The following is a 14,315-nucleotide window of genomic DNA, read 5'->3' as shown; positions in this document are numbered from 1 at the left end:
GTCTACAACGGCTTCGCGCCGAGCTCGGCGGCGAGCAGGTCCATCGCCACTTCGGTGGCGTCGCGGCGGTCGGCGGTGCCTGCCTCGTCGCGCGCCTGGTCGGCCATGTCGCGTTCTTCGTCCTCGCGGGTGTATTCCGGCGGCGCCTCCTCGTCATAGTTGTACGGCTCGGGCGGCGGCGGGATTTCGTCGCGTTCGCGCTTGGCTTTCTCGGCGGCCTTTTGGCTGGCGGCCAGTGCGGCGGTGCGCCAGTCGTCCTCGCGCTTGGCGGGCATCGGCGGGGTCGACTGCGCTGCTGATGCCTGCGGTGCCTGCTGTGTCGGCTGCTGTTCTTGCTGCTGTTTCTGCTGCTGAGCCGGTGCGGGCCCGCCGATCTGGGCGGGCGCGTCCCAGCCTGCGGCCGGGGCGGGCGCGGGGTCGTCGGAATCTGAGCCGTCCGAGCTGTCAGAGTCGCTCGCACCGTCCGAGCCCTCACCGGTCTCCGCGCCCGGGTTCCACACCTCGCGCTTGGCGGGGCGGCGCAGGTTCGCTGTCGCCGGGTCGGTGCCGATAACGCATCGCACCTGCATCTTCGCCCCGAGCTTCTCGGAGAGCACGGTGGCGATGTCGGCGTTATTCTTCTCGGCGTTGATGCGCTCGGCCAGCGCGCCGGTGTGGTGGCCGACCACGAGCACGTCGCCGTCGAAGCCGAGCGGTGTGGCCTCGGTGAGCATGATCTCCGCGACCTTGTTGCGCTCGCCGACGGACTGGCGCAGCCGCGTCCAATCCTTGTCGATGCGCTCAAACAGCTCGTCGGTGTCGGGCGCCTGCTGTTCCCGCGGCTGCTCGGCGGGCTGCGGGCGCGGGTCCGGCGCCGGCTGCTCCGGTTGCTCCGGCTGTGCGGGGGCCTGCTGCTCCTGCTGGCGGCCCCTCGACGCGGCCGCGGCAGCTGCGGCGGCCGCCGCGGCCGCGCCACCGCCCGCACGCGCGGGGCTGGGTTGCTGCGGCTGCTGTGCCTGTTGCGGCTGCGTGGTCTGCGTCGCAGGCTGAGACGGCGCAGGAGACGCCGCAGGCTGGGGCAGCTCGGCCCCGCCGGCCGGCTGCAGGGTCAGCAGGTGGGCGGCCATGATCTCCAGCAGCAGGCGCGGAGAGGTGGCGCCGCGCAAGCTCGCGATGCGGTCGTTGACCTCGGACGCCAACTGGGCCAGGTGCTGCGGGGAAAACTGGTGGGCCTCTTGGGTGAGGATGTCGGCGCGGTCCGAAGGTGCGTCGACAAGCCCTTGCCCGAAGGCGTCCGGGACGGTGCGGATGAGCAGCAGGTCGCGCATGCGGTCCAGCAGGTCGAGGGCGAAGCGGCGGGGCTCGTGGCCGGACTCGATGACCTGGTCGATGGTGCGGTACATCGCGCTCGCGTCGCGGTCCGCCAAAGCGTCGACGGCGGCGTCGAGCAGCGTCAGGTCCGTCACCCCGAGCAGCGGCAGCGCCAGCTCGTAGGTCAGGCCGTCCTCGCCGGCGCCGGAGAGCATCTGGTCCAGGATCGAAAGTGTGTCGCGCGGCGAGCCGCCTCCGGCGCGGATGACCAGCGGGTAGACGTTCTCGTCGACGTGGACGCCTTCTTCTTCCACCACGTGCTGCACCAGCTCGCGCATCGCCTGCGGCGCCAGCAGCCTGAACGGGTAGTTGTGGGTGCGCGAGCGGATGGTGCCCAGCATCTTCTCCGGCTCGGTGGTGGCGAAGATGAAGATCAGGTGGGCGGGCGGCTCCTCCACGATCTTCAGCAGGGCGTTGTTGCCCTCCTTCGTGATCATGTGGGCCTCGTCGATGATGAAGACGCGGTAGCGCGATTCCGCCGGCGCGAACAGGGCGCGCTCTCGCAGTTCGCGCATGTCCTCCACGCCGCCGTGGGAGGCGGCGTCGAGCTCCATCACGTCCAGGTTGCCGCTGCCGCCCGGCGCGAGCGCGACGCAGGATTCGCACACGCCGCAGGGGGTGGAGGTGGGCCCCTCGACGCAGTTTAAGGATCGCGCCAGGATGCGCGCCGAGGACGTCTTTCCGCAGCCGCGCGGGCCGGAAAAGAGGTAGGCGTGCGAGATCCGCCCGTTGTCCAGGGCGGTTGAAAGGGGGCGGGTCACCTGCTCTTGGCCGATGACCTCGCCGAACGTTGCGGGGCGGTATTTCCTGTACAGAGCCACGCGGGCAAGTCTAGTCCGCCTGTGCCTCCGCAGCTTCCACGCAGGCGAGCAGCACGCAGGTGGCGACGCCGTCCATGGCGGTGCGCACCTCATCCAGCGGCGGCAGCGACGGTGCGAGGCGGATGTTCTGGTCGTTCTCGTCCACCCCGCCGGGGAAGGACGCGCCGGCCTTGGTCAGGGTGATGCCGGCGTCCTTGGCCAGCTCCCACACGCGGGTGGCGGAGCCGTCCAGCACGTCGAGGGAGATGAAGTAGCCGCCTTCCGGTTCGGTCCACTCGGCCACCCCAAACTCGCTGAGGCGGTCTTCGAGGATCCCGATGACGGCCTCGAACTTCGGCGCCAGCGAGTTGGCGTGCTGTTTCATGAGCGTGTGCAACCCTTGGACGTCGCCAAGCAAACGCGCATGTGCGAGCTGGTTGACCTTGTTGGGGCCGATGCCGCGGATGGAGGCGTGGGAGGCGTACCACTCCAGGTTGGCCTTCGAGGAGGCGAAGAATGCCACGCCGGAGCCAGCGAGGGTGATTTTGGAGGTGGACGACATGTACCAGAAGCGGTTCGGGTTGCCGTGCTTTTCCGCCAGTGCGATCACGTCGGGGTTGTCCGGCAGCGCGCCGGTAAGCGTGTGGATGGCGTAGGCGTTGTCCCAGATGATGCGGAAGTCTTCGGCCGCGGTTTCCATCGCGGCAAGCTTCTCGACGACCTCCGGTGCGAACGTCACCCCCGTCGGGTTGCCGTAAATCGGCACCGTCCACATGCCCTTGACCTGCGGGTCTTTCACCAGTTCCTCGACGGCGTCCATGTCCGGGCCGGTCGGGGTCATGGGCACCTGGACCATCTCGAAGCCGAAGTGCTCGGTGATGGCGAAGTGGCGGTCGTAGCCCGGCACCGGGCAGATCCACTTGACGCGCTCCTCGTCCTTCCACGGGCGTGGCGAGTCGTTGGTGCCCCAGATATACGCCCAGGAGATCAGGTCGAACATGATGTTCAGGCTGGAAGAGTCGCCGGCGATGAGGTTGTCCGGGTCGATGCCCAGCACCTCGGCCCACAGTTCGCGGATGTCGGGGATGCCGGTCAGGCCCCCGTAGTTGCGCACGTCCGCGCCGGTGTTGTCGGTGTAATCGCCCTCCCCCGGCAGGGAGAGCAGGGTGTTGGAGAAATCGAGCTGCTCACTCGACGGCTTGCCGCGAGTGAGGTCCAGGTTGAGGTTGCGGGCCTTGAGCTCGTCATACTGCTGACGGGTGCGCTGGGCCAGCTCGGAGAACTGGGTGGGATCAAGATCCGAAAGAGACATGGGTTACATCGTACAGCGCACTAAAAAGGGACCCCACGCACCTGCCAGAGCTCGCTGACCCTTGCTGCGTTCCCGCCCTGGGGGAGTTCACAAGATAACACCGCGTGGGATCCTGCCCGATACTGTAGCCATGTTGCCCCTCCAGAAACAAGCCAAGGGCGCATAAGCCGGATGCGCTGCGGTTTTGGTCGTGGGCGCTGGGTGGTCTAATATATCGCAAGACGCTTTCGAGTGTCGCTGGAGGATTCGACTAGCGGCCTATGTCACACGCCTGGAACGCGTGCGGGTTTCACGACCCTCGTGGGTTCAAATCCCACATCCTCCGCCACAAGCCGGTACCCCGCGGGGTGCCGGCTTTTGCGTTGCCGAAGTAAACTCCGCGCGAACTTCCGGCGAATTCCCAGCTACATCGCCCTCCCCCGGTAGCGCAGTGGCCGCGCACAGCCCACACTGTGGGGCGTGTACGGGTGTGAGCGGAGGCAACCGGAGGGCGTCGATAAGCAAAAGCGCCTGTCTCGACGCGGCTTTTTACGCACCGCCGCCGTGGCAACCTCGGCGGCGGGGGCAGCGGTGGCGGTCCCGAGCGCGCAGTCGCAGAGCACGCTGCCGACGAAGCCGGTGCCCGTGGAAATGGAGCTTGCGCCGCTGCCGTTTGTACACGGCGTGGCCTCCGGCGACCCGCTGCCTAACGCGGTGGTGATCTGGACGCGCATCACCCCCGACGAGCACGCGATGCCCGGCTCCGGCCGCGGCGCCAACACCCGGGTGCGCTGGCGGGTCGCCCGCGACGCGCAGCTTCGCGACGTCGTCGCCGAAGGCGAGACCGAAAGCCGCGTGGAGCGCGACCACACCATCCACGTCGACGTGTCCGGCCTGGAACCGGACACCGTCTACTACTACGCGTTCACCGTGGCCAACGGCCCGCACGAGGGCGCCGCTTCCCCGCTCGGCCGCACCAAAACCGCGCCCACTGGCCACGTGGACCGGCAGCGCTGGGCCGTCGCCTCCTGCGCCAACTGGGAATCCGGCTTCTTCGCCGCCTACCAGGACATGGCGGCTCGCGCATGGGCGGGCGAGCTGGACCTGGCCGTCTTCCTCGGCGACTACATCTACGAATACGCCCAGTACGAATACGCCGGCTACGGGCCCGTGCGCCTGCACCAACCCGCCCACGAAATTGTCGCCCTGGCGGACTACCGCACCCGCTACGGCCGCTACCGCACCGACCCGCACCTGCGCGACGCCCACGCCGCCATGCCGTGGGTGGTGGTGTGGGACGACCACGAAATCGCCAACAACAACTGGCGCGACGGCGCCGAGAACCACAACGCGGACGAGGGCGACTTCCACACCCGCCGTGACGCCGCCATGCGCGCCTACTACGAATGGATGCCGGTGCGCCTGACCGAAACCTCCGACGAGGGCCACATCTATCGCTCCCTGCGTTTCGGCGACCTGGTGGAGCTGACCATCATGGACCTGCGCACCTACCGCGACAAGGAGTTTTGGCGCGGCGGCGCCCGCCAGTCGGGCGATGCGCGCACGATGCTGGGCTCCGAGCAGTACGACTGGCTCATCGACACACTCGAGCGCTCCACGGCGACATGGAACGCACTGGGCAACTCCGTGATGTTCTCCCCACTGCATCTCGGTGCGGCGTTCAACCACGCGGCCACGCGACCTGTCGCTAAGTCGCTCAGCGCGAACATCGTGCCGGCGCAGGCGCCGCTGCCCGAGCTCAACGACCTGCCACTCAACGGCGACCAGTGGGACGGCTACGACTTCGAACGCCGCCGCCTGATCAACGCCCTGGGCCGTTTAGGCAAGCAGCCGATCTTCCTCACCGGCGACATCCACTCCGAGTGGGCGCACACCATCACCCACGGCGGCGAAGAGATCGGCTGCGAGATCGTCTGCTCCTCCATCACCGCGCCGAACGTGGCGGAGTCGACGAAGATCCGCACCGGCCACCCCATCTTCGGCGCGGCATGCAGCTACCTGCGCGCGGCGAACCCCAGCCTGCACCACGTGGCGCTGGACACACACGGCTACACGGTTGTGGACATCACGCCCGAGCAGGTGGACATGCAGTGGCTCCGCGTGCACAACATCCTGGACCCGGCCTCGCCCGTCTCCCCCGGCGCGACCCTGACGTGGCGCAACGGCGAGGGCTTCGGGCAATAAGCCTATCGCGCCCACGGCCACGGCTGGCGCGACAGCTGCGCCGGATCAAAAACCTCCCGTAGCTTCTGGACGCTCGAAACGCCCGCACAGCCGAGCGATTCCGCGATCTGCGCCACCACTTCTTCCGCACTGTTTTCGCGCGGCATCTCCCGCAACGTCACCGCCCCATCGCGCTTTGCTAATCGACGTCCCTCCGGCCCCACCACGAGCGGAACATGAACATACGAGGGAATTGTGAGCCCTAAGCGGTCGGCGAGGTACGCCTGCGCCGGCGCCGAAAACAGCAGATCGTCTCCGCGCACCACCTGGTCCACGCCCTGGTAGCCGTCGTCGACCACCACGGCCAGGTTGTACGCCCAGTCCCCCGCCTGCGCCTGGTCGACGCGCCCGCCGCGTTTCAAGATCACATCGTCCACCGGCCCTGTGTATTCGCCCTGGTAGAAGTCGTGCACCGTCCACTCGCGCACGTGCGCCCGCAGCCTGATTGCCGGGAGGCGGCCGGCGGCGTGGAGCTCGGAGCGTCGTAAAGCGCGCTGCTCTTCTGAAAGATCGCGGCAGGTGCCCGGGTACATGCCGGGCTGGGCGTGGGGCGCGGAAGCCGCCTCGCGGATGTCGCGGCGGGAGCAATAACACTCGTAGGTGTCCAGGCGGGACAGCGCATCGGCGTACGCGTCGCCCCGATCGTGCTGGTAGATCACGGGCGGATCGAAGTCGAGGCCGAGCATCTGCAGATCCTCGATCTGGCGCTGCGCGGACTCCGCGGACGAGCGCTCCGAGTCAATGTCCTCCACACGCAGGTAGAAGTTGCGGCCGGTCTGGCGCGCGAACAACCACGCCAGCACCGCGGTGCGGAGGTTGCCGAAGTGGAGATCGCCGCTGGGACTCGGGGCGTAGCGGCCGGCGGGAGCTTGAAAATCAGACATGTGTGCCATGATAAAGCGCATGTCACCTCGCGTTTCCCGCTCCCCGTACCCGTACCTGCTCGCCATCTTCTGCGCAGTGTTTTTGATTTCCAACATCACCGCCCAAAAAGGCGTGGCCCTCGGGCCGCTGATCACCGACGGCGCGTTCTTCCTCTTCCCCATCTCGTATGTCATCGGCGACGTGATCGCCGAGGTCTACGGGTTCAAAGCGGCCCGCCGCGCCGTGTTCACCGGCTTCGGCATCGCCGTCGTTGCGGTCCTGTCCTTCTATATAGCGATCTGGCTGCCGGCCGCGGATTTCTACGACATGAACGACACCTTCGCCGCCGTCCTCGGCCTCCTGCCGCGGATCGTGGTGGCCTCGCTGACCGGCTACGTGGTGGGGCAACTGCTCAACGCGTGGGTGCTGCAGAAGATGAAGGACCGCTTTGGCACCGACCGCCTGTGGGCGCGCCTGATCGGCTCCACCATCGTGGGCGAGTTCGCCGACACTTTATTGTTCTGCTCGATTGCCGCAGCTGTGATTGGAATCGACTCCACCGGCGCGTTTGTGAACTACGTGGTGGTCGGCTTCCTGTGGAAGACCGCCATGGAGGTGCTGCTCCTGCCGGTGACCTACCCGACCATCGCGGCGGTGCGCCGGGCGGAGGCGTCCGTTTAAACCAGGCTGTTTCTGCCCGCAGCCGTTACGGTTGCGGGCTTTTTGCGTATCGACGCTCCCCTGCCACCGCAGCGGGGGTAAAAAACGGGGGTAGAGAGCAGAGCGGGATTGTCGAACAATCCACGGATCTTTCAACAATCCGGCCATGACCGGCAGTTTCTTAACGGTTTTGGGGGAACTCTGAGAGACGATGAGTTGTATGCACTCCCCAAACGTGCAGGTAAAACCATGATTGCCCGAGGCGGTGCGTTATTACTCCTTAAGGTGCATACTATGCACATGGTATGGATTGTTGAACCATCTACGACCGCCCGGTGGCTGATCGTTCAACAATGCGTCGGCAGCCCGGATTTCAAGGCCCGGATTGATGAACAATCCGCAGGCCAAACGGTGTGCAAACGTTGAACAATCCGGAAAGTTTGTTCAACGATCCGCCCTTTTTTCTTCCCACCCTCCGAGCGTTTTACCTGCGCATACCCGGTGCATAAACTCATGGCTGTAACAAAGAACAAAACAAAAACACCCCGGGAAACCGGGACCGCACCAAGGAGACAGAAACCATGCGAGCAGCAATCCGAAACACCGCAGCAGCCGCCCTGACCGCCGCCATCGCCATCTCGGGCGTCAACGTCGCGACCGCCGCCCCGGCCGGTATTGCACTCGCACCCATTACCACCAACACCACCGACCTGATCGACACCGACGGTGACGGCCTGCCGGACATCTGGGAAGAAGAAGGCGTCATCCTCGCCGACGGCACAGAAATCCCCCTGCCGGACTGGGGAGCAGACCCCACAAGACCGGATTTGTTCATGCAGCTGAACTGGATGCCGTCGGAATACGACAGCCTCAACTGCGACACTGTCGCTGCCGCAGCATGCGCGAAGGCTAACCGCGCCACCTACGCACCCAGCACCGAATCGCTCGATGAGCTGGTCGACCTCTTTGCCGACCACGGCATCAACCTGCACATCGACGCAGGTGACCACTACACCAACATCGACAACTACGTCGAGTTCTTTGGCGGCGAAACCGTCGAGTACACCCCCGCCTACTTCCACAACGACGCGTACAGCGGTGAGAAGCTCATCAACACCATCAACGAGCTCGGCGACCGCGCAAACATCTTCCGCCCCGGCGTTATCGGCGACCGGATGTACTACGGCTACGACGCCACCGGCCTGGCACTGGTGGGTGATAACTCCTTCTACGTCGCTAACCCCGGCGGCCGCATGACTGATAAGCAGCTTCGCAACACCATCCTCCACGAGTTCGGCCACACCCTGGGGCTGCGCCACTACGGTGCCGCCGCCCACGTCGCCGCCATCAAAGACGGCGAGCCCATGCAGGCCGGCTACAACTCGGTGATGAACTACAACGACCAGTTCAGCCACTTCAACTACTCGGAGCAGCCCTACTTCGCCGCCACCGACGCAGGCCGCATCTTGGTCCCGGCCGACTGGGACGCGCTTGTACTCGACAACCCGCGCATCGGCGCCTACGCCGACGCCATCGGCGCCCGCTTCACCGCACCAGTCGAAGCCGAAAAGGTCGAAGAAGACATCGAAATCGAAACCCCGGCACCCGTCGAGGTCGCAGAACCCGAAGTTCCCGCCGAGATCGAAGCAGAAGTAGCTGAGGTCGACGAGGCTGAAGAAGCTGAAGAGGTTGAAGCACAACGCGGCGTCGTCCCCGCCGAAAAGCCGCAAGCCAACGAGGCAGACAAGGCAGACAAGGCCGACGCACAGGTCAAGGTCGAGCAGGTCAAGGTCGAGCAGGTCAAAGCCCAGCCCGCGAAGGCCGCCCAACCCGCGAAGGCCGACGACGGCGTCAACATCGCAGCCATCATCGGCGGCGTCATCGCAGCCCTAGCCATCATCGGCATCGGCGCAGGCTTCCTCGCAATGAAGTAAGAACCAGCCACAAAAGCGGGCTCTCCCCGATAAGGGAAGGGCCCGCTTTTGTGTCTGCTACTTCCCCGCGTAGTAGCGGCCGAGGAACTCGTCGCGGTAGGCCTCGTAGTCGCCGGCGTCGATGGCGGCGCGGATGTTGTCCACGAGCCGGATCATGAACTCCAGGTTGTGCATGGTGCAAAGCGTGCCGGCCAAAAACTCCTTGGCCTTGAGCAGGTGGTGGATGTACGCGCGGGAGTAGTTCTCGGAGACGTAGCCGCCGAACTCCTCGTCCACGCCGGCGAAGTCGCGCTTGAAGCGGGCGCCGGCGAGGTTCATCCGCCCGTCCAGGGTGTATACCCCGCCGCGGCGGCCCAGGCGGGTCGGCGCCACGCAGTCGAAGGTGTCGGCGCCGGCCTCGACGGCAGTGAAGATGTCGTCCGGTTCGGAGATGCCAAGCAGGTGCCGGGGCATCGAAACGGGCAGCTCGTCGGTGACCCAGCCGACGATGGTGCCCAGGTTCTCCTTCTCCAGCGCGCCGCCGATGCCGAAGCCGCCGAAGCCCCGGCGGCCCTCGGCGCGCGCCTCCTTGTCCAGGTCCAGCAGGCCCCGCACCGCCTGCCGGCGCAGGTCCTCGTATTGGGCGCCTTGGACCACGCCCCAGAGGGATTGGAGGGGTTTGTCGGAACGTGCCGTCGTTAAGCGGTCATGCTCGAGCAGGCACCTGCGGGCCCAGCGGCGCGTGCGCTCGACGGAATGCTCCTGGTAGGCGCGGGTGTCCACGAGCGTGGTCAGCTCGTCGAAAGCGAACATGATGTCGGCGCCGAGCTGGTGCTGGATCTGCATGGACACCTCGGGCGTGAAGCGGTGCGAGGAGCCGTCGATGACGGATTTGAAGTCCACGCCGTCGTCGTCCACGCGCGCCATGCGGTCCTTGTTCGCGGCGCGGATGTCGGAATCGGTCAGCCCGGCCACGTCCATGGCCAGCACCTTTTTAAACCCGACGCCGAGGCTCATCACCTGGAAGCCGCCGGAGTCGGTGTAGGTGGGCCCGTGCCAGTTTTCAAACGAGGCCACGCCGCCGGCCTCGTCCACGATGTCGGGGCCGGGCTGCAGGTACAGGTGGTACGCGTTGGACAAGATCGCCTGCGCGCCGGTTTGGCGGATCTGCTCCGGCGTGAGTGTCTTCACCGTCGCCTTCGTGGCCACGGGGATGAACGCCGGGGTCTGGATGTCACCGTGCGGGGTGTGGATCACGCCGGTGCGGCCGTGGCGGCCCGGTGCCGGCTCGAGTTGGGTGTGGGCCTCAAACGTCACGTCGGTCATGCGTGTTCCTTTTCTAGTTCGGTGCCCTCGACGTCCACTTCGGGCAGGAGGCGGTCGAGCCACTTGGGCATCCACCAGGTGGAGCGGCCCAGGATGTACATGGTGGCGGGGACGAGGGCCATGCGGATGAAGAATGCGTCGAAAAGCACGGCGATGCCGAGGGCGAAGCCGAAGATTTGGATGAACGGCAGCGGCTGGTCAAGGAAGGCGATGAACACGGCGATCATGATGATCGCGGCAGCGGTGACCACGCGTGCGCCCTGCGCGAAGCCTTCGACGGTGGATTCGTGGACGGCGCGAAGCTTATCCCCGTCCCCACGTTTCAGATATGCCTCACGGATGCGGGTGACCAGGAAGACCTGGTAGTCCATGGCCAGGCCGAAGGTCACGCCGATCATGAAGATGGGCAAGAACGACAGGATCGGGCCCGGGGTGTTGACGAGGCCGAACAGCCCCTCCTGGAAAACCAGGACGGTCACGCCGAACGCGGCGCCGACAGAGAGCAAGAAGCCGAGCCCGGCCACCAGGGGCACGAGGAGGGAGCGGAACACCACCATGAGCAGCACGATGGCCAGGCCCACCACGATGGACAGGTACAGCGGCATGGCCTCGGCGAGTTCCTCGGTGATGTCCATCTGCACCGCAGTCAGGCCAGTCAGCCCCACGTCTACCCCGGTGGCGTCCTCCACCTGGCCGATCGTGTCGCGCACGCCGTGGGCGACGGCGAGGGTGCGCTGCTCCTCGGGCCCGCCGTCCGGGGTGGCCAGGATCTGCGCGGCGGTGAGGTCCTCGTTGGCGCCAATGAGCTGGGCGTGGGTGATGCCGCCGACGGAACCGACCTCGCCCACGGTGTAGATGAAGCTGGCCAGCGCCGCCTTTTCGGCGTCGCCGCCGGCCTCGTCCGGGATGGCGTCCATGTACGGCTGCAGGATCTCCGAATCCGGGTTGGCGCTGTGCGCGTCCACCACCAAAAGCAGCGGGGCGTTGACGCCGGGGCCGAAGCCTTCCGCCATGAGGTCGGCGGATTTGCGCTGGGTGGTGTCCAGGTTGGAGGTGGTGTCAGACGGCAGCGCCATCTCCAGGTTCAGCACCGGGATACTCAGGGCGCCGAGGCCCAGCACCACCACAGCCATGACCAGGCCGGGGGCCTTTTCCACGAAGCGGACCCAGCGCCGGCCCATGGAGTTTTCGTCCAGGTCCTTGCCCGGGCGCTTCCCGGGCCCAGGGTTGCCCGCCAGGCCAGGGATCTTGCCGGCGAACGCCTTCGAGCCCCACAGACCGAGCAGCGCCGGCACGAGGGTGAGCGCCACCAGCACCGCGATGGCCACGGTGGCTGCGGCCGCCAGGCCCATCCAGGTGAGGAACTCAATCTGCGCCAGTGCCAGCGCCACCAACGCCGTGAACACCGTCGTGCCGGCGAAGACCACCGAGGACCCGGCGGTGCCCACGGCCATGCCCGCAGCCTTGTCCGGCGGCAGGTTCCGCGCCTCCTGCCGGAAGCGCGAGAGGATGAACAGGGCGTAGTCGATGCCCACCGCCAGGCCGATCATCACGGCCAGCACCGGGGTGACGTTGTTCAGCTCCACCCAGTGCGTGGTCAGCATCACCAAAAGTGCGCCGATGCCCACGCCCACCACGGCGGAGATCAGCGGGATCACCGACGCCGCGAGGGAACCAAACGTGACCACCAGCACAACAAACGCCACGCCCAGGCCAACCAGCTCGGAGGTGGTTTTCACCGCGATCGGGTCGCCGAATCCGGCGCCGCCGGCCTCCACCTGCAGCCCGGCGTCGCGGCCCAGCTGCATGGCCTCAGTCACCACGTCGCGGTCCGCTTGGTCCACGGACATCGACGACGGGGCATCGAAGTCGAAGGTGGTGTAGCCGATACGTGCGTCGTCGGAAAGCATCCGCAAATTGTGCGCGTCCGCCTCCGCACGCTCGGGCGGCATGCCCATCTCAGACATCTGGTCGACGATGGTGCGCTGCAACTGTTCGTTGACCTGCACCGGGTTGCCGAAACGCTGGCCCTCCACGCCCAGGTGGTCCTGGATGTAGCCGACGGTGGCATCCATCGCCGCCATGTGCTCCGGGGTGTCCAGCCGCTGCCCCTCCGGCGCGGCGAAGACCAGGTTCACACTCGGCGCGGTGGCCACGTTGCCCGCGTCCGGGAAGTTCTCCGCCATGGTGTCCAGCGCGTTGATGGCCGGGGTGTCCTCGATGGCGAACTCGTCCGTGAACGGCTTCATCAGCGACAGCGCGCCAGCGGCCGTCGCCCCGAGCAGCAGCAGCCAGGCGACGATCACCCGCCACTTGTGCAGGTACGACCAGCGCCCGAGTTTGTACAGCAGTTTCGCCACGTAAAAGACCCGTTCCTTCCCGCCCGCGGCCCGCGCGAGCGTAACCCGGCCCATCCTAGTGGCAGCCCCAGACATGCGAAAAGCCCCCGTTTCCGGGGGCTTGACGCGTTGGCGGTAGCGGCGGGATTTGAACCCGCGGAGGTTTTACCCTCACTCGCTTTCGAGGCGAGTACCTTCGGCCGCTCGGACACGCTACCGCCGAACAGATTAACGGCAGCGTTGCCGGATAACCAAATTAGCGCTCTGCGGCGTCCTCAGCCTCGTCGCGCTTGTCCTCGACCTTCGCGGCGACCTCGTTGGCCTTGTCCTTGATGGCGTCGCCTGCGTCGGAGAGCTTCTCCTTGGCGGAGCCGACCAGCTGGTCAGCCTTGCCCTCGTTGGTCAGCTTCTCGTTATCGGTGACGTTGCCCAGAGCTTCCTTAGCGCCGCCCTTGAGCTGGTCTGCCTTGTCCTCAATACCCATTGTCTTCCTCCTTTGTTCGTTGGAATCAGCTAGGTGCCCCACTATAGGTCCGAACGGCGCGGCGTTGGGTAACGATTCAATTACTCCTCAGACCCTCGAAGAACTCCGCCAGCATTTTGGCAGCTTCCGCCTCCAGCACACCCGCGCGCACCTCCGGGGTGTGCAGGTGGCGCGGGCCCCGGATCGCGTCCAGCACACTGCCCACCGCACCCGTCTTCGGCTCCCACGCGCCGAAGACCAGCGAGGACACCCGCGCGCCCAAAATCGCCCCGGCGCACATCGTGCACGGCTCCAGCGTCACCACCAGCTCGCAGCCGTCCAGCCGCCACGTCCCCAACGTCCGCGCGGCGTCGCGGATCGCTTCCACCTCGGCGTGGGCGGTGGGATCGCAGTTCGCTTCTCGACGGTTCACGCCCGTGCCCACCACCTCCCCGTCAGCAGCAAACACGACAGCGCCCACCGGCACGTCGCCGGCGGGGGTGCGCTTCGCAGTCTCGAGCGCGACGCGCATGCGCCCCTCGGCGCGTCTCAGCGGGGCGTTCACCCAACCACGTCGTCCAACTCGTCGCCGAAGCTGAGCTCATCGGCGATTGCCAGGGCGAGGTCGGCCGGGTCGGCGTCGTCGTCAAGCAAAATGCTCATCTGCTCTTCCGACAGGCCGAGATCCGCGAGGATGTCGAAGTCCCCATCCGCCCACGCGTCCACATTGTCCAGCTCGTCCGGGTCGATGTCCGGGATCTCGGCGCCCGCCTCGTCGAGGATGTCGGCGGCGAAATCGTCGTCCACCGCCATCGTCGCATCCGAGATGAGCACGCGGGTTTGCGACGGGCCCGGGCGCACGATGACCAGGTAGTCCTCCTCCACATTGAGCAGCGCGAACGCCGGCCCCTCCGCGCGCAGGTTCCGCACCGCGGTGACGGAGGTGGAAAGGTCCGAAAAGTCGTCGTCGAACTCGCGCACACGCCACGCGCCGCCGGTGCGCTCGACGGTGACTGCGTACCCGTCCGGGAAATCCTGGCTCATGGTGTCGAAGCGTAGTCCGCG

11 protein-coding genes, 2 tRNA genes and 1 other RNA gene are annotated in these 14,315 nt (G+C 66.5%); 4 read left to right on the top strand and 10 right to left on the bottom strand.

From position 1 onward, the window contains the following. Positions 1 to 2: 2 nt before the first annotated feature. The 3 genes from CAFEL_RS00625 to ffs all read right to left on the bottom strand — a co-directional run bounded on the left by CAFEL_RS00625 (position 3) and on the right by ffs (position 3,579). Positions 3 to 2,171 (bottom strand): DNA polymerase III subunit gamma and tau, encoded by a 2,169-nt coding sequence (locus CAFEL_RS00625; RefSeq protein ID WP_194560030.1) that lies wholly within the window; start codon positions 2,169 to 2,171, stop codon positions 3 to 5. Positions 2,172 to 2,181: 10 nt separating this feature from the next. Continuing rightward, complete coding sequence (locus tag CAFEL_RS00620; RefSeq protein ID WP_194560029.1) at positions 2,182 to 3,462, bottom strand: aspartate aminotransferase type Ic; 1,281 nt, start codon at positions 3,460 to 3,462, stop codon at positions 2,182 to 2,184. A 21-nt stretch (positions 3,463 to 3,483) separates the two neighbouring features. Next, positions 3,484 to 3,579: signal recognition particle sRNA small type (gene ffs, locus CAFEL_RS00615), an RNA gene on the bottom strand. A gap of 122 nt (positions 3,580 to 3,701) precedes the next feature. Here ffs and CAFEL_RS00610 point away from each other — a divergent pair. Continuing rightward, positions 3,702 to 3,790, top strand: a tRNA-Ser gene (locus CAFEL_RS00610). A 131-nt stretch (positions 3,791 to 3,921) separates the two neighbouring features. Beyond that, positions 3,922 to 5,646: an alkaline phosphatase D family protein gene (locus tag CAFEL_RS00605; RefSeq protein ID WP_290172065.1), complete on the top strand. Its 1,725-nt coding sequence runs from the start codon at positions 3,922 to 3,924 to the stop codon at positions 5,644 to 5,646. Positions 5,647 to 5,648: 2 nt separating this feature from the next. On the opposite strand, the gene gluQRS is transcribed toward CAFEL_RS00605, so the two are convergent. Continuing rightward, positions 5,649 to 6,569: a tRNA glutamyl-Q(34) synthetase GluQRS gene (gene gluQRS, locus CAFEL_RS00600; protein WP_194560028.1), complete on the bottom strand. Its 921-nt coding sequence runs from the start codon at positions 6,567 to 6,569 to the stop codon at positions 5,649 to 5,651. Positions 6,570 to 6,588: 19 nt separating this feature from the next. Between gluQRS and CAFEL_RS00595 the strand changes: the two genes are divergently transcribed. Both CAFEL_RS00595 and CAFEL_RS00590 read left to right on the top strand, forming a co-directional pair. Next, on the top strand, positions 6,589 to 7,230 hold the full coding sequence (locus CAFEL_RS00595; RefSeq protein ID WP_228496316.1) for a queuosine precursor transporter: 642 nt from the start codon (positions 6,589 to 6,591) through the stop codon (positions 7,228 to 7,230). A 560-nt stretch (positions 7,231 to 7,790) separates the two neighbouring features. Continuing rightward, positions 7,791 to 9,143 carry a hypothetical protein gene (locus CAFEL_RS00590; protein ID WP_194560026.1) on the top strand — a complete coding sequence of 451 codons (1,353 nt, stop codon included), beginning with the start codon at positions 7,791 to 7,793 and terminating at the stop codon, positions 9,141 to 9,143. A gap of 57 nt (positions 9,144 to 9,200) precedes the next feature. Here CAFEL_RS00590 and tgt read toward each other — a convergent pair whose 3' ends face one another. The 6 genes from tgt to CAFEL_RS00560 all read right to left on the bottom strand — a co-directional run bounded on the left by tgt (position 9,201) and on the right by CAFEL_RS00560 (position 14,294). After that, on the bottom strand, positions 9,201 to 10,448 hold the full coding sequence (tgt, locus tag CAFEL_RS00585) for a tRNA guanosine(34) transglycosylase Tgt (RefSeq protein WP_194560025.1): 1,248 nt from the start codon (positions 10,446 to 10,448) through the stop codon (positions 9,201 to 9,203). Beyond that, on the bottom strand, positions 10,445 to 12,808 hold the full coding sequence (locus CAFEL_RS00580; RefSeq protein ID WP_194560024.1) for an MMPL family transporter: 2,364 nt from the start codon (positions 12,806 to 12,808) through the stop codon (positions 10,445 to 10,447). The genes tgt and CAFEL_RS00580 overlap by 4 nt, the downstream gene beginning before the upstream one ends. A gap of 109 nt (positions 12,809 to 12,917) precedes the next feature. Then, positions 12,918 to 13,005: transfer RNA gene (locus tag CAFEL_RS00575), tRNA-Ser, on the bottom strand. A 38-nt stretch (positions 13,006 to 13,043) separates the two neighbouring features. Further along, positions 13,044 to 13,271 carry a CsbD family protein gene (locus CAFEL_RS00570; RefSeq protein ID WP_194560023.1) on the bottom strand — a complete coding sequence of 76 codons (228 nt, stop codon included), beginning with the start codon at positions 13,269 to 13,271 and terminating at the stop codon, positions 13,044 to 13,046. Between the two features lie 76 nt (positions 13,272 to 13,347). Beyond that, positions 13,348 to 13,782, bottom strand: coding sequence for a nucleoside deaminase (locus CAFEL_RS00565; RefSeq protein WP_194560022.1), 435 nt, complete (start codon positions 13,780 to 13,782; stop codon positions 13,348 to 13,350). 29 nt (positions 13,783 to 13,811) lie between these two features. Continuing rightward, complete coding sequence (locus tag CAFEL_RS00560) at positions 13,812 to 14,294, bottom strand: tRNA adenosine deaminase-associated protein (RefSeq protein WP_194560021.1); 483 nt, start codon at positions 14,292 to 14,294, stop codon at positions 13,812 to 13,814. Positions 14,295 to 14,315 lie beyond the last annotated feature (21 nt).

The sequence above is a fragment of the Corynebacterium afermentans subsp. lipophilum genome, from assembly GCF_030408375.1.
GTDB lineage: Bacteria > Actinomycetota > Actinomycetes > Mycobacteriales > Mycobacteriaceae > Corynebacterium > Corynebacterium lipophilum.
This window is presented reverse-complemented; position numbering and strand designations above follow the sequence as displayed.